This window comes from Sulfitobacter sp. PS-8MA (assembly GCF_040933935.1).
Classification (GTDB): Bacteria; Pseudomonadota; Alphaproteobacteria; order Rhodobacterales; family Rhodobacteraceae; genus Sulfitobacter.
Genome location: NZ_JBFQYJ010000007.1, coordinates 766,520 through 784,567 on the forward strand (window position 1 = coordinate 766,520; position 18,048 = coordinate 784,567).

Below are 18,048 nucleotides of genomic sequence, written 5' to 3' on the forward strand. Positions count from 1 at the left end.
TCCCAAGCCTTTGATTGCGATTTGGGGTTGAGTATTGCTGCGAGGACGTGACTTTGCAAAGAGGGAGACAGGGAAAAAGGGGGGCAAGATGCAGGACACGGCGGTAAAATCAGGACTGGCGGCGCTTTGCGTCATTGGCGGCACGGCGGCCTTGGGGCTGACGGATAATTTCGTGCCCTATATCTCCGAGCGCGGCTCGCTTTGGCAGTTTCACTTTGTCCGGGGCATTATGGCGGTGGCGCTTCTGGCGGTGCTGGCGGCCTTGGGCTTCGGCTTCCTGCGGCCCCGGCGCTTTTGGGCGGTGGCGGGGCGCAGCCTGTTTCAGTCCGGCGCGATGCTGATCTACTTTGGCTGCCTGGCCTTTCTGCCGATTGGCGTGGTGGTGGCCGGGCTTTTCACCTCGCCGCTCTTCGTGCTGATGATCGCGGCGCTGTTTCAGGGCAAAGAGGTGGGCCGCTTTCGCTGGGCGGCGGTGGCTGTCGGTTTTCTCGGCGCGCTCTTGGTGATCCGCCCGGATCCGAATGATTTGCAACTGGTGGCCTTTCTGCCGCTGCTGGCGGGTGTGCTCTATGCCATCGGGGCCGTGGCGACGCGGGCCTGGTGCGAGGGGGAGAGCACGATGGTCATGACCGCCGGGTTCTTTGCCATGCTGGCGGTGATGGGCGGCATTGGCATGCTGGTGCTGCCCGGCGCCGATACGCTGGGCACGCGGGGTTTCGTGAGCCGCACATGGGGGCCGCTGGACGCCTCCATGTGGTTCTGGTTCGCCGTGCAGGCCGTGGGCTCGCTCTTGGGCATCGGGCTGCTGGTGCGCGGCTATCAATTGGGCGAGGCCGGCCATGTGGCGATTTTTGAGTATTCGCTGCTGATCTTTGCCAGTTTCTGGGCCTGGATGCTCTGGGGCCAGACCATCGCGCCGCTGGGTCTGGTTGGCATGGGGCTGATCGCCGGGGCAGGGGCGGTGATCGCTCTGCGCAGCGAGGCGCCTTCTACCCTGCGCGCGCCGGAGGCGGTGGAGTGATCATCAGCCCGGGCCGCCGCTATGCATTCGTGCATATCCCTAAGACCGGCGGCACCTCGCTGGCGCTGACGCTGGAGGGGCGGGCGATGAAGGACGATCTGATGTTGGGCGACACGCCGAAAGCCTTGAAGCGGCGTCGGCGGTTGCGGGGGGCGCAGGCTGCGGGGCGGTTGTGGAAACATGCGACGCTGGCGGATATTGACGGGCTGGTCTCGGCGGAGGAGCTGGACGGGCTGTTTTGTTTTACCATGGTGCGCAACCCGTGGGACCGGGTGGCGAGCTACTATCGCTGGCTGCGCGGGCAGGGCTTCGATCATCCGGCTGTGGCTCTGGCCAAGGCGGAGGATTTCGCCGGGTTCCTGCGGCATCCCCAAACGCAGGCCAGTCTGCGCGCCTGGCCCGCGCGGCGCTATATGGTGGATGCGGCGGGACGGGAGCGCTGTGATCTCTATATCCGGCTGGAGCATTTCGCGGCGGATGCGGCGCCGCTGTTCGAGCATCTGGGGTTTGAGTTGAAATTGCCGCGGGTGAACGCTTCGGAAGGGGTGGCGGCCTATACGCCGGAATTGCGGGACGTGGTGGCCGAGGTCTGCGCCGAGGATATCGCGCGGTTTGGCTACGTTTACGAAGAGCACTAGGCCCGGGACAAGCCGTAGGCGCCGGGCCATCGCCTGCCCGTCCCGGCGGGCTGGCGATTTGGTGAGGCTGGGCGCAACTCTGCAAAGTCGCACCAAGGCTGATCCATAAAGTGGCATGGATCAGCGTCACCATCGCCACCCCACGGGCAGGCGATGGCCCTTGTACTCTTCAAAGAAAAGGGGCGCCGAAGCGCCCCAATCTATCATGCTGCCTTCGAGGCATCCGGGTTGAACCGCCCGTAGAAGCTTTGGTTCTTCTGCGCCATCTCGCGCAGCAGGTCCGGGCAGGCAAAGCGCGCCCCATACTTCTCGGTCAGCTCGTCACAACGCTCCGCCGCATAGGGCGCGCCGATCATGTCGAGCCAGCTCAGCGGGCCGCCGGACCAGGGCGCAAAGCCCCAGCCAAGGATCGCGCCCACGTCACCCTCGCGGATGTCCATCAAGACACCTTCCTCCAGCGCGCGCACGGCCTCCAAGGTCTGCGAGAACAGCAGACGATGCTGCACCTCGATCAACTCGGGCTGTTCCTCGGCCACGGGGTATTTGTCGCCCATGCCCTGCCACAGGCCCTCACGCTTGCCCTTGGCGTCATAGCTGTAGAAACCGGCGTTGGCCTTGCGGCCCAGACGGCCCTCTTCCTCCATCCAGAACACCAGCGGGTCGATGTCGTCATTGGGGTATTCATCACCCATCGCGGCCTTTGTCGCGCGGGCAATCTTGGCACCCAGATCGATTGAGGTTTCGTCCATCAGCTGCAGCGGGCCCAAGGGCATGCCGACAAGCTTGGCGGCGTTTTCGATCAGCGCGGGCTCGACACCCTCCTGCACCATGCGCACACCTTCGTTGATGTAGGGAATGATACAGCGGTTGGCATAGAAGAAACGCGCGTCATTGACCACGATCGGCGTCTTGCGGATCTGGCGCACATAGTCGAGCGCCTTGGCCACGGCCCGGTCGCCGGTCTTCTGGCCCTTGATGATCTCCACCAGCAGCATCTTCTCAACAGGCGAGAAGAAGTGGATGCCGATGAACTGCTCATCGCGGCTCGACGCTTTCGCCAGATCGGTGATCGGCAGGGTCGAAGTGTTGGAGGCGAAAATGCAATCCTCGGGGATTACCGCTTCGACCTTCTGGGTCATCTCGGCTTTCACCTTGGGGTCTTCAAAGACCGCTTCGATGATCAGGTCACAACCCTTGAGCGCGTCGAGATCGGTGGTCGCGGTGATGAGGTCCAACGCCTTGGCCTTCTTCTCCTCGGTCGATTTCTTGCGGGCAATGCCCTTGTCGAAATAGCTCGCGGAATAGGCTTTGCCCTTGTCGGCGGCTTCTTGGGTCTGGTCGATCAGCACAACTTCGATACCGGCCTGAACCGAGACCAGCGTGATGCCCGCACCCATCATGCCGGCACCCAGAACACCCAGCTTCTTGACGCGCTGGTCCGGCACACCTTCAGGCCGAACGGCACCTTTCTCAAGCGCTTCCTTGTTGAGGAAAAGCGAGCGGATCATATTGCCCGAGGAGGGGTTCATCAGCACACTGGTGAACCAACGCGCCTCGATCTTCAGCGCCGTGTCAAACGGCACCAGCGCCCCTTCATAGACCGCCGAGAGCAGCGCCTTAGCCGCCGGATAGACGCCTTGCGTCTTGCCGTTGACCATCGCATTGGCGCCGACGAAGGTCATGAAACCCGCCGGGTGGTAGGGCGCGCCGCCGGGCATCTTGTAGCCCTTGGCGTCCCAGGGCTTCACCAGATCGGCGTCCTTGGCATTCAGCACCCAGTCGCGGGCGGCGGCCATCGGGTCCTCGCTGACCTCGTCGATGATCCCGGCCTTCTGCGCTGCTGCAGGGGCCACCATCTTGCCTTCCAGAAGGAAGGGCGAAGCCGCCATGGCGCCGAGCTTGCGCACCATCCGCGTGGTGCCGCCAGCACCGGGGAAGATGCCCACGAGAATCTCCGGCAGGCCGATGCGCGCCTTGGGGTTATCCGCAGCAAAGGTGCGATGCGTCGCGAGCGGCAGTTCCAGCCCGATGCCCGCAGCGGTGCCGGGGATCACGCAGGCCACGGGCTTGCCGCCCTTGTTGGTCTTGGGGTCCATGCCCGCGCGCTCGATCTTGCGCAACAGGGCGTGCATCTGCATCGTGCCTTCGAACAGACCCTTTGCCGGATCGTCGCCCGCGTCTTCCTTCATCTTGGCCAGCAGGTTCAGGTCCATGCCCCCGGCGAAGGAACCCTCCTTGCCCGAGGTGATGATGATGCCCTTCACGGCGTCATCGGCCAGCGCGTCGTCGATGTGCTTTTCCAGATCGCGCAAGCCCTCGAAGGACATGACGTTCATGCTCTTGCCCGGCACGTCCCAGGTGATGGTGGCGATGCCTTCGGCATCCTTGTTCATTGTGAAATCGGTCATTCTCTTGCTCCCTTCGCGGCTCACACGCGCTCGATGATGGTGGCGGCACCCATGCCGGACGCGATGCAGAGCGTGGCCAGCCCCACTTCCTTGTCGGCGCGCTCCATCTCATCGAGCAGGATGCCGATGATCATGGCCCCGGTGGCGCCCAAAGGGTGCCCCATGGCGATGCCGCCGCCGTTCACATTGACCTTGCTGTCGTCCACATCGAAGGCCTGCATGAAACGCAGCACCACGGCGGCGAAGGCCTCATTGACCTCGAAGAGATCGATGTCGCCGATGGTCATGCCGTTGTCCTTGAGGATCTTCTCGGTCACCGGCACCGGGCCAGTCAGCATGATGGTTGGATCGGTGCCGATCTTGGCGGTGGCGCGGATGCGGGCGCGGGGCTTCAGCCCATGCTGCTCGCCGAACTCCTTGTTGCCGATCAGCACTGCCGCGGCACCATCGACGATGCCAGACGAGTTGCCCGCGTGGTGGATGTGGTTGATCCGCTCCAGATGGGGATATTTCATCAGCGCGACCTTGTCGAAGCCGGGCATGACCTCACCCATCTGCTGGAAGGCAGGGTTCAACCCGCCAAGGCTTTGCATATCGGTCTGCGGGCGCATGTATTCGTCTCGGTCAAGGATCGCGAGACCGTTCTGGTCGCGCACGGTCATGACGGATTTGTCAAAGCGGCCCTCTTCCCAGGCCCGCGCCGCGCGCTGCTGGGACTGCATGGCAAGCTGGTCGGCCTCGTCACGGCTAAAGCCGAACTCGGTCGCGATGATGTCCGCGGAGATACCCTGCGGCACAAAGTATTTCTCCATCGCCAAGGTCGGGTCCACGGCAATCGCAGCACCATCGGCACCCATCGCCACGCGGCCCATCATCTCGACACCGCCGGCGATATAGCCATTGCCCGCGCCGCCTTTGACCTGGTTGGCAGCAAGGTTCACCGCCTCCATTCCGCTCGCACAGAAACGGTTGATGGCAAGGCCCGGGATGCGCTCATCAAGGTCCGAAGCCAGCACCGCCGAGCGCGCCAGACAGCCGCCCTGTTCCATCACCTGGGTCACATTGCCCCAGATCACGTCCTCGACGGCATGGCCTTCAAGGTTGTTGCGCTCCTTCACGGCATTCAGCGTCTGGGCCGACAAGCGCAGCGAGGTCACCTCGTGCAATGCGCCGTCCTTGCGGCCCTTGCCGCGCGGGGTGCGCAGGGCGTCGTAGATGTAAACGTCTTGGGTCATGTCATGTCCTCCGGGTCAGGCGCGGTCAGCAGGGCTGCCGGGCATCAAATCATAGGGGGCTTTCCAGCCCGGTGTTTCGCTCAGACGCGTGAGCCACGCGTCGATATGGGGCCAGTCGCTGCGGTCAAAGCCGAAGGGCTCGGGGTAATAAAGATACCCGCAGCAGCTGAGGTCCGCGTTGGTCAATTCGTCGCCCACGATCCAGTCGCGGCCGTCGAGATGGTCGTTCAGCACGCCGTAAGCGGCCTTGAGCCGGCCCTGGTTGAAGGCGATGACCTCGGCGGGGCGTTTGTCTTCGGGCAGGAAGTTCATCAGAAAACGGGTCATCCCGGCGACGGAGCTGAGCTTGTGGTTATCCCATAGCACCCACCGCAGGATTTCACGCCGTTCCGTCGCGTCGCGGCCGCCGAATTTGCCCGACTTTTCCGCGACGTAATCCTGAATCACCCCGGATTGCGTCAACCGCAACTCACCGTCGATCATCACCGGCGCCTCGCCCATGTTGTTGATCTGCGCGCGGTAGTCTGGCTGGCGCGTCTGGCCGCCGAAGAAGTCCACCTTCACCGGTTCCCAGTCGAGCCCCGACAGTTCCAGCGCGAGCGCCGCCTTATAGGCGTTGCCGGATTCACCAAAACAATAAAGCTGAATGGTCACGTTGTTCTCCTTCTCAAATCTCGGCGCCCGCAGCATCTTCGGACGGTATTTTTAAAAGGATGAAAGGGGGCAGGGGGCGCCTTATCTTCATCCTTTCTTAAATACCTCTGCACCGGTGTTTCGACCCGCGCGCGGTCAGAGGCTGCGTGCGATCAGTTCCTTCATGATCTCGTTGGTGCCGCCGTAGATGCGCTGGACGCGGGCGTCGGCCCACATTTCGCCCACGGCATATTCCTGCATGAAGCCGTAGCCGCCGTGCATCTGCAAGCAGACGTCCAGCACTTCGCCCTGGGTATCTGTGAGCCAGTATTTCTGCATCGCCGCCTTGTCGACGCTAAGCTCGCCGCGCAGATGTTCCGCGATGCATTCGTCGAGGAAAGCGCGGGCCACGGCGGTCTTGGTTTTGACCTCGGCCAGTTGGAAGCGGGTGTTCTGGAACTGGGTGAGCGGGCCGCCGAAGGCTTCGCGTTCCTTGCAGTAGGTGATCGTGCGGGCCACCGCGCCTTCCATGGCGCCGACCGCGCCGCAGCCGATGATGAGACGCTCTTGGGGGAGCTGTTGCATCATCTGGTAGAAGCCCTGACCCTCGTCCTGGCCGAGGATGTTTTCGGGCGGGATTTCGACATTGTCGAAGAAAAGCTCGGAGGTATCGGCGGCGTGCAATCCGACCTTGTCGAGGTTGCGGCCGCGTTGGAACCCTTGCGCCCCGTCGGTTTCGACCACGACGAGGGAGACGCCTTTGGAGCCTTCCTTGGGATCGGTTTTGGCCGCCACGATGATCAGGTTGGCGTGCTGGCCGTTGGTGATGAAGGTCTTCTGGCCCGAGAGCTTGTAGGCGTTGCCGTCGCGGATCGCCTTGGTCTTGATGCGCTGCACGTCGGAGCCGGTCGAGGGTTCGGTCATCGCCAGCGCGCCCACGAGCTCGCCCGAGACCATCTTGGGCAGCCAGCGTTTCTTCTGGTCTTCGGTGCCATAGGCGAGGATGTAATGCGCGACGATGCCGGAATGGATGCCGTGGCCCCATGAGGCGAGGTTGGCGCGGGAGCCTTCGATCAGGATCGCGGCTTCATGGCCGAAATCACCGCCGGCGCCGCCGTATTCTTCGGGCACCGAGGGGCAGAGCAGGCCGAGCGCGCCGGCTTGGGCCCAAGTCTCGCGGTCCATCTCTCCCTGTTTGCGCCATTTCTCGAACTTGGGCGCCCATTCGGTATTGATGAACTGCGCCGTCATATCGGCGATCATCTGGTGTTCTTCGGTCATCCAAGAGGATGTCTTGCCTTGCGTCATCCGCCCCTCCCCAGGGTTCAGCGTTTGCGGGCGTCCAGTTCGGCGTTGAACAGGCGCAGCCGCGCGGTCAGGTTTTCTTCGTTCATCACCGAGTTGAAATTCTCGAACAGGAACGACAGTGCTTCGCCTTCGTCGAGACCGGCCTCTGCGCTGAACTTTTTCAGCCTGCGGTAGCCTTCTTCGGTCATGGCGACGGGGAAGCGGCGGGTCAGGCGGAAGCGTTTGGGCATGGTCTCTCCGAAAGTTGGGTAGGGTGGGGGGGGCTGGCCCCCACCCCCCGGTTTAGAAGTTTGCAGCCTCCAGCGCCATGACCGTATCCGCGCCCGATTGGATGCGGGTGAGGTGCAGGGCCGTGGCGGGCAATTGGCGCGCCATATAGTAGCGGCCTGTCGCCAGTTTGCTTTCGTAGAAGGTGGCGTCGCCGCTGCCGGTCTTCAACGCTTCTTTCGCCGCCAGACCCATCTTGGCCCACATCAGGCCAAGGCAGACATGGCCGAACATATGCATGAAGTCATTGGAGCCGGCGAGCGCGTTGTTGGGGTTCTTCATGCCGTTTTGCATGAAATACATGCCCGCCGATTGCAGATCTTTGCTGGCCGCTTTGAGCGGGTCAAGGAAGGCGGCGTCAAACTCGGCGTCTTGGCCCGCATTCTTCTTGATGAAGCCTTTGACCAGATCGAAGAAGGCCATGACGTGCTTGCCGCCGTCCTGCGCCAGTTTGCGGCCCACGAGGTCGAGCGCCTGCACGCCATTGGCGCCTTCGTAGATCTGCGCGATGCGCGCATCGCGGGTGAACTGCGACATGCCCCATTCTTCGATATAGCCGTGGCCGCCATAGATCTGCTGGGCCTTCACGGTCATGTCGTAGCCCTGGTCGGTCAGGAAGCCCTTGATCACCGGCGTGAGCAGCGAGACGAGGCCATCGGCGTCCTTGTCGTCGGCGCGGTGCGCCGCGTCGATCATCGTGGCGCCCCAGAGGATGAAGGCACGGGCGGCTTCGACGAAGCTTTTCTGATCCATCAGCGCGCGGCGGATGTCGGGGTGCACGATCAACGGGTCGGCGGGTTTTTCGGGGAATTTGGCCCCGGTCACCGCGCGGCCCTGAAGCCGGTCATTGGCGTAGATCACGGCGTTTTGATAGGCCACTTCGGCCTGCGCCAGACCCTGCATGCCGACGCCAACACGGGCCTCGTTCATCATGGTAAACATGGCGCGCATGCCCTTGTGCTCGGTGCCCAAGAGGTAGCCGGTCGCCCCGTCGTAGTTCATCACGCAGGTGGAGTTGCCATGGATGCCCATCTTTTCCTCGATGGAGCCGACGGAGACGCCGTTGCGCTCGCCCAAGGAGCCGTCTTCGTTGACCATGAATTTCGGCACGATGAAAAGCGAGACGCCCTTGATGCCCTCAGGCCCGCCTTCGATCTTGGCCAGCACCAGATGGATGATGTTGTCGGCCATGTCATGCTCACCCGAGGAGATGAAGATCTTCTGGCCGGAGATTTTATAGCTGCCATCCTTCTGCGGGGCGGCCTTGGTGCGCATGAGACCCAGATCGGTGCCGCAATGCGGCTCGGTCAGGTTCATGGTGCCGGTCCATTCGCAGGAAACCATCTTGGGCAGGTAGGTGTCTTTCTGCGCCTCGGTGCCATGGGCGAGGATCGCCGAAGCCGCGCCATGGGTCAGACCCTGGTACATGGTGAAGGCCTGGTTCGCGGCGGAGAACATCTCGCCCACGGCGGTGCCGAGGACATAGGGCATGTTCTGCCCACCGTATTGTTCGGGCATGTCGAGGCCGGGCCAGCCGCCTTCTTTGACCTTTTCAAAGGCTTCCTTGAAGCCTTTCGGCGTATAGACCACGCCATTTTCCAAACGGCAGCCTTCCTTGTCGCCCACGACGTTCAGCGGGGCGAGCACTTCGGAGGTCAGCTTGCCGGCTTCCTCAAGGATGGCGGAGGTGAAATCGGGCTCCAACTCGTCATAGCCGGGGGTTTGGCTCTCGGTGACTTTCAGCACGTCATGCAGAACGAATTGCAGGTCTTTGGTGGGGGCTGTGTAGCTGGGCATCTAGGCTCTCCGGGGGGTCTTTTAATGGATGTCGGGGATTATTCGGCGGCGCGGCGCGTCTGGTTCATGGAGGCGATCATCTTCTCCCCCCATTTCAGCTGGTCCTTGAGGTCATCAATGGCCTCATTCAGCTCATCGCGGCGGGATTCGAGATCGGCCAGACGGGCGCGGGCGACGTCATAGGCGGCGGCGATCTGGGTCTGCTGCTGGTCGCCCATGTAATAAAGATCGAGCAATTGGCGAATCTCTTCGAGGCTGAAGCCAAAGCGTTTGCCGCGTAGGATCAGCTTGAGCCGGGCCCGGTCGCTCTTGGTGAACAGGCGTTTCTGGCCTTCCCGATGGGGGAACAGCAATTCCTTGGCCTCATAGAAACGCAGGGTGCGGGGGGTCACTTCAAAAGCATCGCACATTTCGCGGATGGTCAGTGTGTCGGCAGTCATATCATGTCTCTCAGAGCATCGTTTGTAGACTTCAGGTGGTGACTTGCCTCGCTGATACAATGAAAGCTTACGTTGACGTAAGCGATACGTTGCGTCACTTCTGCGCAGGGAGGCGCGGATCGTCCCATGGCGACGGACTGTCGTCGGCGGTTGCGCAAACCTGTTGCCTTTGGGCAAATGGGGCAGGCAAGTTGAGGGGCATTGATGTCAGACAGAACCGCATTGGATTGTTTTTCACGCTGCTGTGCCGAGGCCGAAGACGGGGTCGCCCTGGCGCACTGCGGACTGAATTTCTATGCGGGCTATGGTATCAATTCGGTCAGCTATCATGGCGATGACAGCGAGGCGACGGCGGTTCAGTTTGATCGCGACATGAGCGTCTCCGATGAGCCGCGCTGGACGGCCCATATTCTGGACCGGGCAGCCTTGGGCGTCAGCCCGATCGAGAATCTCGCCCGGCGGCGGATCCTGCCGTTTTACTGGTCCGAGGTTGCGGAGCTCACGCGGATGACCAAGGCCGAACAGAGCTATCTGCGCAGGGTGCTGAAAGCCTACCCGAACGATGGTCTGGCGATTCAGGTGCATGGGCCGCAGGGGGCTGCTGCGGTAGTTTCTCTGGGGTTTGCGGCGGCGGCGCCGAGATTGTCCAAGGTTGATATCTTTACGCTGCACAGCGCGGCGCAGATCGCGCATCTGCGCTATTCGGTGATGATGGAAGATGGCGGCGCGCAGGATGCAAATCTGTCGCCGCGCGAAATCGAAGTGCTGGAATGGATCGCCGCTGGCAAGAGCAACGGGGTGATTGCCGAGATCCTTGGGATCTCCCCCCATACGGTCGACACCAATGTCCGGCGCATCTTTTCCAAGCTTGAGGTCAACGACCGCACCACCGCCGCGATCCGCGGTCTTGGCACGGGGATATTGCGGAAACCGAAAAAAGACCAATCTTGAACCAGTTTGGTATTGGTTGTCACGTGGTCGCGTGACATGACTTGTGCTACGGCCACCGGTAGAAAGGTGAGCTGAAACCATAGGGATCGAGCATGTCCAACCATCAGAGCATCACGCACCCCGCCGCGGGTGCCGGCGGTTCCGCAGCCCAGGACGCGGCACAGGATGAAACCACCGCACGTGTCCTGCGCGACCTCAGGGCCGCCTCTGATCTGGTGGAAAACGGCGCCTTTGACCTTGCCGGGCAGGCCAATAACGATACGGTGTCCGACATGATCCGCGTGGTGGCCGATTTGCAGCTGCTGATTTCGCAATTGTCGGGCCGCCCGTCTCAGTAACAGACCTGCCCGCCGTCACAGGCGCCCGGGGTCAGCCTGATTACTGCACCAATGCGGCAGCGGTATCGTCGCGCAGCTTTTGCAATTCGGCCATGGCTTCGTCCAACTGGCGGCGCTGCTCGGCCAATTCGTCCAACTGCCCATCCGCCATCGTCACCCAAGCGCGCATCTGCGCCTCGGTGCCTTCTTTCTCATAGATCAGCAGCCATTGCCGGATATCTTCCAGCGCAAAGCCGAATTTGCGGCCGCGCAGGATGAGCTTCATCCGCGCCCGTTCGCGCGGACCGTAAAAGCGGGACCGCCCTTCGCGGTGCGGTTGGAGCAATTCGATGTATTCGTAATAGCGCAGGGTGCGGGGCGTTACGTCAAAAGCCGCGCACATTTCTTTGAAAGTCAGGCGTTCATCATCCAAAGCATCTACTCCTTACGCGCAAACTATGGTCAGCGGCGGGGATGCGCAACCGCTGCTCTTGCCCTTTCGCGATCCCCCCGTGATAAAGGGGGAAACCAGCCGCGAGGGACCGGACCGCATGTCGGAGAAGTTGAAATTTGCGCGCCAGTTCATTCAGGCCCTGCCGCATTCCATGGCATTGGGCATGGAGCTGCGCGATCTGGGCGATGGCTCGGCCGAGATCACCATGCCCTATGACGAAAAACTGATCGGCGACCCCAAGACGGGTGTCATCCACGGCGGCGCGGTCTCGGCCCTGATGGACACCTGCTGCGGCGCGGCGGTGATGAGCCATCCAAGCAACCCCGCGGCCACGGCGACGATGGATCTGCGCATCGAATATCTGCGCGCCGCGACCCCGGGCCAAGCCATCACCACCCGCGCGACCTGCTATCACGTCACCCGCTCGGTCGCCTTTGTCCGCGCCACGGCGACGGATGAGGATGCCGAGAACCTCGTGGCCACCGCCACCGGAACCTTCACCGTGGAGGGCCACAAATGAGCACCCGTCGCAAGCCAGAGCCGGTTCAGGTCATCAAGCAACGCCGCGACGGGGTGCTGCGCGCGCTGGTCGAAGGCGTGCCCTACATTCAGTTTCTGGGCATCCAGTTGGAACGACGCGGCGATGAGTTGACGGGGGTGATGCCCTATACCGACCAGCTGATCGGCAACCCGATCCTGCCGGCGCTGCATGGCGGGGCGACGGCGGCGTTTCTGGAAGTCACGGCGATCATCACGCTAAGCTGGGGGCTGATCTGGGAAGATATGGAAAGCGGCGCGCTCGATCTCGACAATCTGGACGGCGATCACCTGCCGCGTCTGCCCAAGACGATTGATTTCACCGTCGACTACCTGCGCACCGGCCTGCCGCGTGACGCCTATGCGCGGGCGCGGATCAACCGCTCCGGGCGGCGCTATGCCAGCGTCCATGTCGAAGCCTGGCAGGACAACCGCAGCCGCATTTTCGCCCAGGCCACCGGCCATTTCGTGCTGCCGCAACGGCGTGGCTGAGCCGGAAGCCGAACCGCTCACCGAGGCCGAGGTCCGCGCGGTGGAGCGCGGCACGCTGGCGGCCCGCGATGTGGTGACGCACCGCCGGGTGCTCAAGATCGCCGTGCCGATCGTGATTTCCAATGCCACCGTGCCGATCCTTGGCGCGGTCGATACCGGCGTTGTGGGCCAGATGGGGGCCGCGGCGCCCATCGGCGCGGTCGGGCTGGGGGCGATCATCCTCTCGGCGCTTTACTGGATTTTCGGCTTTCTGCGCATGGGCACCGTGGGGCTGACCGCCCAGGCCGCCGGCAATGGCGAAACCGGCGAGGTCGCGGCCCTGCTGACCCGCGGTCTGCTGATTGGCGCGGGCGCGGGGCTGGCGCTGATGGCGCTGCAACTGCCGCTCTTTTGGGCCTCCTTTCAGATCGCCCCGGCCTCGGCAGAGGTCGAAGGGCTGGCGCGGCAATATATGGCGATCCGCATCTGGTCGGCCCCGGCGGCAATCTCGATCTATGCGATCACCGGCTGGCTCATCGCGCAGGAGCGCAGCCGCGCGGTGCTGGTCTTGCAGGTCTGGATGAACGGGCTGAACATCCTGCTCGACCTGTGGTTCGTGCTGGGGCTTGGCTGGGGCGTCGAGGGGGTGGCGATTGCCACTTTCCTCGCGGAATGGAGCGGGGCTGTGCTTGGCCTGTGGTTCTGCCGCGCGGCCTTTGCGCAGCCCGCCTGGCGCGACTGGGTGCAGGTGTTTGACCGCCCGCGCTGGAAACGGATGATGCAGGTGAACACCGACATCCTGATCCGCTCGCTGCTGTTGCAGGCGATCTTTGTGTCGTTTCTCTTCATGGGCTCGGGGCTGGGCGATGTGACCTTGGCGGCCAATCAGGTGTTGCTGCAATTCCTGATGATCACCTCTTACGGGCTCGATGGTTTCGCCTTTGCGGCTGAGGCCATCGTCGGGCGGGCTTATGGCGCGGGCCAGCGGGATGTGCTGCGGCGCGGGGCGCTGCTGACCTCGGCTTGGGCGCTTTTGGTGAGTGTCCTGCTGGCCGTCGCCTTTGCGCTGGCGGGCGGGGCGATCATTGACCTGATGGCCAAGGCGCCCGAGGTGCAGGTGCTGGCGCGGGTCTATCTGCCCTATATGGTCGCGGCCCCGCTCTTGGGCTGCGCCGCCTATATGCTGGATGGGATTTTCATCGGGGCCACACGCTCGCGCGATATGCGCAACATGATGCTGCTGTCCTTTCTGTTCTATGCGGCAGTGGCGGCGGCGCTGGTGCCAAGCCTGGGCAACCACGGGCTCTGGGCCTCGCTGCTCATCTCCTTCGTGGTGCGGGGCATCACGCTGGGGCTGCGCTACCCGGCGCTGGAGCGCGCGGCGGGTTAGAGCAGGGCTTTTACCACTTCCGGCGGGCGGCCAATCACCGCGCGGCTGTCGCGAAAGGCGATCGGGCGTTCAATCAGGATGGGATGGGCCGCCATGGCGTCGAGAAATGCATCCTCGGGGCTGTCCTTGGTGAGGCCCAATTCCTTGAACGCGGCCTCGCCGGTCCGCACCATCTCGATGGCTGGCACCCCCAGAGCCTCCCGCGCGGCGATGATCTCCTCGCGCGAGGGGGCGTCTTCGAGATAGCGGCGCAGCGTCACCGACACGCCCGCCGCTTCGATCAGCGCCAGCGTCTGCCGGGACTTTGAGCAGCGCGGGTTGTGCCAAAGGGTAATCACAGCCACTCCGCGCGCTTGCTGCCCACCGCCTCGGCCACGGTGGCGAAACCGTCGCGGGCCAGCAGTTCGTCCAGCCCTGTGGTGATCTCTTGCACCAGACCGACCCCGCCGAAAACCAGCGCGGTATAGAGTTGCAGGGCCGAGGCCCCGGCGCAGATCTTGGCATAGGCGGTTTCCGCGTCCGAAACACCGCCCACGCCAATGAGCGGAATGTCCGTCAGCCCCGCGAGCCGTGCGAGCACGCGGGTGGAACGCTGAAACAGCGGCGCGCCCGACAGGCCGCCCGCCTCCTGCGCATGGACGCTGGCAAGGCCGCTGCGGTCGAGCGTGGTATTGGTCGCGATGATCGCGGCGACACCAGCGGTCTGGGCGACCTCGGCCACATCCTCGATCTCGGCCTCGGTCAGATCGGGGGCGATTTTCAGAAACACCGGCGTGGCACCCCGCACTTCCATCACCCCTTCGAGCAGCGCGGCCAGGGCGGCCTTGCCCTGCAGGTCGCGCAGTTTCTCGGTATTGGGCGAGGAGACATTGACCGTGGCAAAATCCACGTGATCCCGCGCCACGGTCATCACCTTGGCAAAATCGGCGGCGCGGTCTGCACTGGTCTTATTGGCGCCAAGGTTCAGCCCCACCGGCACCCCCGTGCCCCGGCGCGAGAGCCGCGCGCAGATCGCCTGCATCCCGTCGTTGTTAAAGCCGAAACGGTTGATCGCGGCGCGGTCTTCGGTCAGGCGGAACAGCCGCGGGCGCGGGTTGCCGGGCTGGGGCAGGGGGGTGGCGGCACCCACCTCGATAAAGCCGAAGCCGGCCCGCGACAGGGGGGCGACGGCGGTGGCGTTCTTGTCAAAGCCCGCCGCCAGCCCGACCGGGTTCGGCAGGTCCAGCCCCGCCAGCGTGGTCCGCAAACGCGGCGAGGTTTGCGGGCCGGGGGCCGGGGCCAGCCGCCCGCGCAGCGCGCGGATCGCCAGACCATGGGCCGCTTCGGGGTCAAGCCGATGCAGGGCGCGCAGGCCCAGTTTCTCTAGCAGCGGCGTCATGCTTGCGCGTCGCCCAATCCTGCGGGGAACTGATGCACCCCATCAACCAGCGGCAGCGGCTGCGCCCAGAGCACGTCATCCATCGTCAACTGCCGGTAGAGATGCGGAAACAGCGCCCCGCCGCGCGAGGGCTCCCATTCCAGCGCATCGCCAAGCGCCTCACTGTCCACCGCAAGCAGGAACAGCCCGTCAACCCCGGCGAAATGTTTAGCGGCGGTTTCTGCGGCCTGTTCAGCGGTGGAGAAATGCACATAGCCATCGGCCACATCAATCGGCGCCCCATCGGTGGCCCCGTTCTCGCGCAGCGCCGTCCATTCGTCGGCGCGGAATATCTTGAAAATCAGCATGGCTTCTGATGCCCGCCGCAGGACGCAGGGTCAAGAGGCGCAGGGTGACCAAGGGGCAGGCAATATGATCTTTGACAGAACCCACGCCCCGCGCCACGATGCCGATAGAACAATCAACAGGGGACCAACCGATGAAACGATTCCTGACCGCAGGCGCGGTGCTGGCGCTGACCACAGGCATGGCGGCGGCAGAGTATAAGCTCACCATTCTGCACACCAATGATTTCCACGCGCGCTTTGAGCCGATCAGCAAATATGACGGGCCATGCAACGCCGAAGACAACGGCGAAGGCAAATGTTTCGGCGGCTCGGGCCGTTTGATGACCGCCATCACCGAGGCCCGCGACCGCGCCGAGAACAGCATCCTCGTCGATGGCGGTGACCAGTTTCAAGGCACGCTTTTTTACACCCAATACAAGGGCAAGCTGGCGGCCGAGATGATGAACAAGATGGGCTATGACGCGATGACCGTGGGCAACCATGAATTCGACGATGGCCCCGAAGTGCTGCGCGGCTTTATGGATGCGGTAGACTTTCCGGTGCTGATGTCCAACGCCGATGTCTCGGGCGAGCCGCTGCTCGCCGACAAGCTGGCAAAATCCACCGTGATCGAGAAGGGCGGCGAACAGATCGGCCTCATCGGCCTCACGCCCGAAGACACCCATGAGCTGGCCAGCCCCGGCGATAACATCACCTTTTCCGATCCGGTGGCCGCGGTGCAGGGCGAGGTCGATCTGCTGACCGCCAAAGGCGTGAACAAGATCATCGTGCTGAGCCACTCGGGCTATGGCGTCGACCAAAAGGTCGCGGCGGAAACCAGTGGCGTCGACGTGATTGTGGGCGGCCATACAAACACGCTTCTGAGCAACAGCAACGAGCGCGCCGAGGGGCCCTATCCGACCATGGTGGGTGAGACCGCGATTGTGCAGGCCTATGCCTACGGCAAGTTTCTCGGCGAGTTGAATGTCACCTTTGACGACGAAGGCAACATCACCACGGCCGAAGGCGAGCCGCTGATCATGGACGCCGCCGTGACCGAGGATCAACCCACGGTGGACCGCATCGCCGAGGCCGCCAAACCTCTCGACGAAATCCGCAACCGGGTGGTGGCCGAGACCTCCGAGGCGATTGACGGGGAGCGCGGCAGCTGCCGGGCGCAGGAATGTTCGATGGGCAATCTTGTCTCTGACGCGATGCTGGACCGGGTCAAGGATCAGGGCATCGACGTGGCGATCTCCAACTCCGGCGGTCTGCGCGCCTCCATCGACGCGGGCGAGGTGACCATGGGCGAAGTGCTCACCGTGCTGCCCTTCCAGAACACGCTCTCGACCTTTCAGGTCAGCGGCGCGACATTGATCGAAGCGCTGGAGAACGGCGTGAGCCAGCACGAGGAGCAGGCCGGGCGCTTCCCGCAGGTCGCGGGCATGTCATTCGCCTTTGACCCCAAGGCCGAGCCGGGCAGCCGGATCAGCGATGTCATGGTCGGCGGCGCGCCGATTGATCCCGAAAAGACCTATGGTGTGGTGTCCAACAACTATGTCCGCAACGGGGGCGACGGCTACGCGATGTTCAAAGACGCCGACAACGCCTATGACTACGGCCCCGATCTGGCGGATGTCACGGCGGAGTATCTGGCGAAGGACGGGACTTATAAGCCCTATACCGATGGCCGCATCACCATGAAGTGAGGCGATGGATTGTTAAGAGGGGCGCGCCCGGATGCGGGCGCGCCTTTTGGCGGATGTGTTGGAGGGGCGCAGATGACTGCTTGTGGGCATTCGTTGTCTGGGGGGCGCTCAGCGGACGAAGCTGCCGTTTGAGCAGCGAGACAGCGTCACCCATTTAAGCGCATGCGTGCTTCACTCCGACTTCCCGTCGCAGGAACAAGCTCGGATGCTTTTCCCAAACCGAAGGGTGGCATCCCGGAATATACAGCCTCGTATTGTCCGGCCTTTACCTGATAGGTCTCGTGCCAAATTCCGACGTCTTCTCGGCTACTTTTCATGCGTCTGTTGAAGGCGCTCCACGCAGGAAAATGCGCATGCTCTTTAGAGCGGGCATAGGCTTCAAGATGATCAAAACTACGCCAATAGTGGACAATCACGCCCATACTCAAACCGGTATGTCCTAGAAAGCCGGTCTCGTTCGAAGGCAGGGCATCAAGCTCTTTCAACATCTTTGGCATGGCCGTAATCACTGGCACCCATTTATGCAGTTTCCACGGCTTATTGATCCTTATGCCTATCAGAAAGACTACAAAGTCACCTTCGATATGGGCCGCCAATCTTTCGCTGCTCACTGTTGCCATGGTTTTGGGCCTTTGAGCTTTTTCTCAGATCGACAAGGTTGCGCAGAACCGGATGGTCTATGCAAATGATTTTTCTCAACCAGACGATATGGGTCTAATCCAGACACCCCCCCCCTCGCCGATGCTCCCAGCCCAATCTCGTCGCGGT

General features: G+C 62.9%; 20 protein-coding genes. 8 read left to right on the forward strand and 12 right to left on the reverse strand.

Annotation, left to right across the window (positions count from 1 at the left end):
• Window positions 1-88 precede the first annotated feature (88 nt).
• Both AB4M76_RS17285 and AB4M76_RS17290 read left to right on the forward strand, forming a co-directional pair.
• Entirely contained in the window at window positions 89-1,021 is a 933-nt protein-coding gene (locus AB4M76_RS17285) for a DMT family transporter (protein ID WP_368443230.1), read from the forward strand.
• Complete coding sequence (locus AB4M76_RS17290; RefSeq protein ID WP_368443231.1) at window positions 1,018-1,659, forward strand: sulfotransferase family 2 domain-containing protein; 642 nt, start codon at window positions 1,018-1,020, stop codon at window positions 1,657-1,659. Before AB4M76_RS17285 ends, AB4M76_RS17290 begins: the two co-directional genes overlap by 4 nt.
• 203 nt (window positions 1,660-1,862) lie before the next feature.
• Here AB4M76_RS17290 and AB4M76_RS17295 read toward each other — a convergent pair whose 3' ends face one another.
• The 7 genes from AB4M76_RS17295 to AB4M76_RS17325 form a co-directional block, all read right to left on the reverse strand.
• Complete coding sequence (locus AB4M76_RS17295) at window positions 1,863-4,067, reverse strand: 3-hydroxyacyl-CoA dehydrogenase NAD-binding domain-containing protein (protein WP_368443232.1); 2,205 nt, start codon at window positions 4,065-4,067, stop codon at window positions 1,863-1,865.
• A gap of 20 nt (window positions 4,068-4,087) precedes the next feature.
• Window positions 4,088-5,302 (reverse strand): acetyl-CoA C-acetyltransferase, encoded by a 1,215-nt coding sequence (locus AB4M76_RS17300; RefSeq protein ID WP_368443234.1) that lies wholly within the window; start codon window positions 5,300-5,302, stop codon window positions 4,088-4,090.
• A 15-nt stretch (window positions 5,303-5,317) separates the two neighbouring features.
• The gene (locus AB4M76_RS17305; RefSeq protein WP_368443235.1) at window positions 5,318-5,956 is read right to left on the reverse strand and encodes a glutathione S-transferase family protein; all 639 of its coding nucleotides are present in this window, start codon (window positions 5,954-5,956) and stop codon (window positions 5,318-5,320) included.
• 135 nt (window positions 5,957-6,091) lie between these two features.
• Window positions 6,092-7,243, reverse strand: coding sequence for an acyl-CoA dehydrogenase family protein (locus tag AB4M76_RS17310; protein WP_368443236.1), 1,152 nt, complete (start codon window positions 7,241-7,243; stop codon window positions 6,092-6,094).
• Window positions 7,244-7,260: 17 nt separating this feature from the next.
• Window positions 7,261-7,473, reverse strand: a complete 213-nt coding sequence (locus AB4M76_RS17315) for a hypothetical protein (protein ID WP_368443237.1) — start codon at window positions 7,471-7,473, stop codon at window positions 7,261-7,263.
• A 52-nt stretch (window positions 7,474-7,525) separates the two neighbouring features.
• Window positions 7,526-9,307 (reverse strand): acyl-CoA dehydrogenase C-terminal domain-containing protein, encoded by a 1,782-nt coding sequence (locus tag AB4M76_RS17320; protein ID WP_368443238.1) that lies wholly within the window; start codon window positions 9,305-9,307, stop codon window positions 7,526-7,528.
• A 38-nt stretch (window positions 9,308-9,345) separates the two neighbouring features.
• Entirely contained in the window at window positions 9,346-9,747 is a 402-nt protein-coding gene (locus AB4M76_RS17325) for a MerR family DNA-binding transcriptional regulator (RefSeq protein ID WP_368443239.1), read from the reverse strand.
• Window positions 9,748-9,951: 204 nt separating this feature from the next.
• Between AB4M76_RS17325 and AB4M76_RS17330 the strand changes: the two genes are divergently transcribed.
• Both AB4M76_RS17330 and AB4M76_RS17335 read left to right on the forward strand, forming a co-directional pair.
• Window positions 9,952-10,698: a LuxR C-terminal-related transcriptional regulator gene (locus tag AB4M76_RS17330; RefSeq protein WP_368443240.1), complete on the forward strand. Its 747-nt coding sequence runs from the start codon at window positions 9,952-9,954 to the stop codon at window positions 10,696-10,698.
• Window positions 10,699-10,790: 92 nt separating this feature from the next.
• Entirely contained in the window at window positions 10,791-11,036 is a 246-nt protein-coding gene (locus AB4M76_RS17335; protein ID WP_368443241.1) for a hypothetical protein, read from the forward strand.
• A gap of 40 nt (window positions 11,037-11,076) precedes the next feature.
• Here AB4M76_RS17335 and AB4M76_RS17340 read toward each other — a convergent pair whose 3' ends face one another.
• The gene (locus tag AB4M76_RS17340) at window positions 11,077-11,448 is read right to left on the reverse strand and encodes a MerR family DNA-binding transcriptional regulator (protein ID WP_368443242.1); all 372 of its coding nucleotides are present in this window, start codon (window positions 11,446-11,448) and stop codon (window positions 11,077-11,079) included.
• A gap of 118 nt (window positions 11,449-11,566) precedes the next feature.
• Here AB4M76_RS17340 and AB4M76_RS17345 point away from each other — a divergent pair, with 118 nt between their 5' ends.
• From AB4M76_RS17345 to AB4M76_RS17355, 3 genes are read left to right on the forward strand one after another with little or no spacing between them, the layout of a single operon-like run.
• The gene (locus AB4M76_RS17345) at window positions 11,567-11,989 is read left to right on the forward strand and encodes a PaaI family thioesterase (protein ID WP_368443243.1); all 423 of its coding nucleotides are present in this window, start codon (window positions 11,567-11,569) and stop codon (window positions 11,987-11,989) included.
• Window positions 11,986-12,498, forward strand: a complete 513-nt coding sequence (locus tag AB4M76_RS17350; protein ID WP_368443244.1) for a PaaI family thioesterase — start codon at window positions 11,986-11,988, stop codon at window positions 12,496-12,498. The genes AB4M76_RS17345 and AB4M76_RS17350 overlap by 4 nt, the downstream gene beginning before the upstream one ends.
• A 55-nt stretch (window positions 12,499-12,553) precedes the next feature.
• Entirely contained in the window at window positions 12,554-13,867 is a 1,314-nt protein-coding gene (locus AB4M76_RS17355; protein ID WP_368443545.1) for an MATE family efflux transporter, read from the forward strand.
• Here AB4M76_RS17355 and arsC read toward each other — a convergent pair.
• The 3 genes from arsC to AB4M76_RS17370 are packed head-to-tail and all read right to left on the reverse strand — an operon-like array spanning window position 13,864 to window position 15,592.
• The gene (arsC, locus tag AB4M76_RS17360; protein ID WP_368443547.1) at window positions 13,864-14,205 is read right to left on the reverse strand and encodes an arsenate reductase (glutaredoxin); all 342 of its coding nucleotides are present in this window, start codon (window positions 14,203-14,205) and stop codon (window positions 13,864-13,866) included. The two genes, AB4M76_RS17355 and arsC, sit on opposite strands and share 4 nt — an antisense overlap.
• Window positions 14,202-15,245: a quinone-dependent dihydroorotate dehydrogenase gene (locus AB4M76_RS17365; protein WP_368443245.1), complete on the reverse strand. Its 1,044-nt coding sequence runs from the start codon at window positions 15,243-15,245 to the stop codon at window positions 14,202-14,204. Before AB4M76_RS17365 ends, arsC begins: the two co-directional genes overlap by 4 nt.
• Window positions 15,242-15,592 carry a DUF952 domain-containing protein gene (locus AB4M76_RS17370; RefSeq protein ID WP_368443246.1) on the reverse strand — a complete coding sequence of 117 codons (351 nt, stop codon included), beginning with the start codon at window positions 15,590-15,592 and terminating at the stop codon, window positions 15,242-15,244. Before AB4M76_RS17370 ends, AB4M76_RS17365 begins: the two co-directional genes overlap by 4 nt.
• 131 nt (window positions 15,593-15,723) lie before the next feature.
• On the opposite strand from AB4M76_RS17370, the gene AB4M76_RS17375 reads away from it, so the two are divergent.
• Entirely contained in the window at window positions 15,724-17,280 is a 1,557-nt protein-coding gene (locus AB4M76_RS17375; RefSeq protein WP_368443248.1) for a bifunctional UDP-sugar hydrolase/5'-nucleotidase, read from the forward strand.
• A gap of 146 nt (window positions 17,281-17,426) precedes the next feature.
• On the opposite strand, the gene AB4M76_RS17380 is transcribed toward AB4M76_RS17375, so the two are convergent.
• Window positions 17,427-17,900, reverse strand: a complete 474-nt coding sequence (locus tag AB4M76_RS17380) for a DUF4188 domain-containing protein (RefSeq protein WP_368443250.1) — start codon at window positions 17,898-17,900, stop codon at window positions 17,427-17,429.
• Window positions 17,901-18,048: the final 148 nt, after the last annotated feature.

Excerpts from the sequence above, each read along its gene's own strand:
- AB4M76_RS17320 (WP_368443238.1), bottom strand. The coding sequence starts at position 9,307 with ATGCCCAGCTACACAGCCCCCACCAAAGACCTGCAATTCGTTCTGCAT.
- AB4M76_RS17370 (WP_368443246.1), bottom strand. The coding sequence starts at position 15,592 with ATGCTGATTTTCAAGATATTCCGCGCCGACGAATGGACGGCGCTGCGC.
- AB4M76_RS17310 (WP_368443236.1), bottom strand. The coding sequence starts at position 7,243 with ATGACGCAAGGCAAGACATCCTCTTGGATGACCGAAGAACACCAGATG.
- AB4M76_RS17365 (WP_368443245.1), bottom strand. The coding sequence starts at position 15,245 with ATGACGCCGCTGCTAGAGAAACTGGGCCTGCGCGCCCTGCATCGGCTT.
- AB4M76_RS17380 (WP_368443250.1), bottom strand. The coding sequence starts at position 17,900 with ATGGCAACAGTGAGCAGCGAAAGATTGGCGGCCCATATCGAAGGTGAC.
- AB4M76_RS17335 (WP_368443241.1), top strand. The coding sequence starts at position 10,791 with ATGTCCAACCATCAGAGCATCACGCACCCCGCCGCGGGTGCCGGCGGT.
- AB4M76_RS17350 (WP_368443244.1), top strand. The coding sequence starts at position 11,986 with ATGAGCACCCGTCGCAAGCCAGAGCCGGTTCAGGTCATCAAGCAACGC.
- AB4M76_RS17375 (WP_368443248.1), top strand. The coding sequence starts at position 15,724 with ATGAAACGATTCCTGACCGCAGGCGCGGTGCTGGCGCTGACCACAGGC.
- AB4M76_RS17300 (WP_368443234.1), bottom strand. The coding sequence starts at position 5,302 with ATGACCCAAGACGTTTACATCTACGACGCCCTGCGCACCCCGCGCGGC.
- AB4M76_RS17295 (WP_368443232.1), bottom strand. The coding sequence starts at position 4,067 with ATGACCGATTTCACAATGAACAAGGATGCCGAAGGCATCGCCACCATC.
- AB4M76_RS17330 (WP_368443240.1), top strand. The coding sequence starts at position 9,952 with ATGTCAGACAGAACCGCATTGGATTGTTTTTCACGCTGCTGTGCCGAG.
- AB4M76_RS17285 (WP_368443230.1), top strand. The coding sequence starts at position 89 with ATGCAGGACACGGCGGTAAAATCAGGACTGGCGGCGCTTTGCGTCATT.
- AB4M76_RS17345 (WP_368443243.1), top strand. The coding sequence starts at position 11,567 with ATGTCGGAGAAGTTGAAATTTGCGCGCCAGTTCATTCAGGCCCTGCCG.
- AB4M76_RS17315 (WP_368443237.1), bottom strand. The coding sequence starts at position 7,473 with ATGCCCAAACGCTTCCGCCTGACCCGCCGCTTCCCCGTCGCCATGACC.
- AB4M76_RS17325 (WP_368443239.1), bottom strand. The coding sequence starts at position 9,747 with ATGACTGCCGACACACTGACCATCCGCGAAATGTGCGATGCTTTTGAA.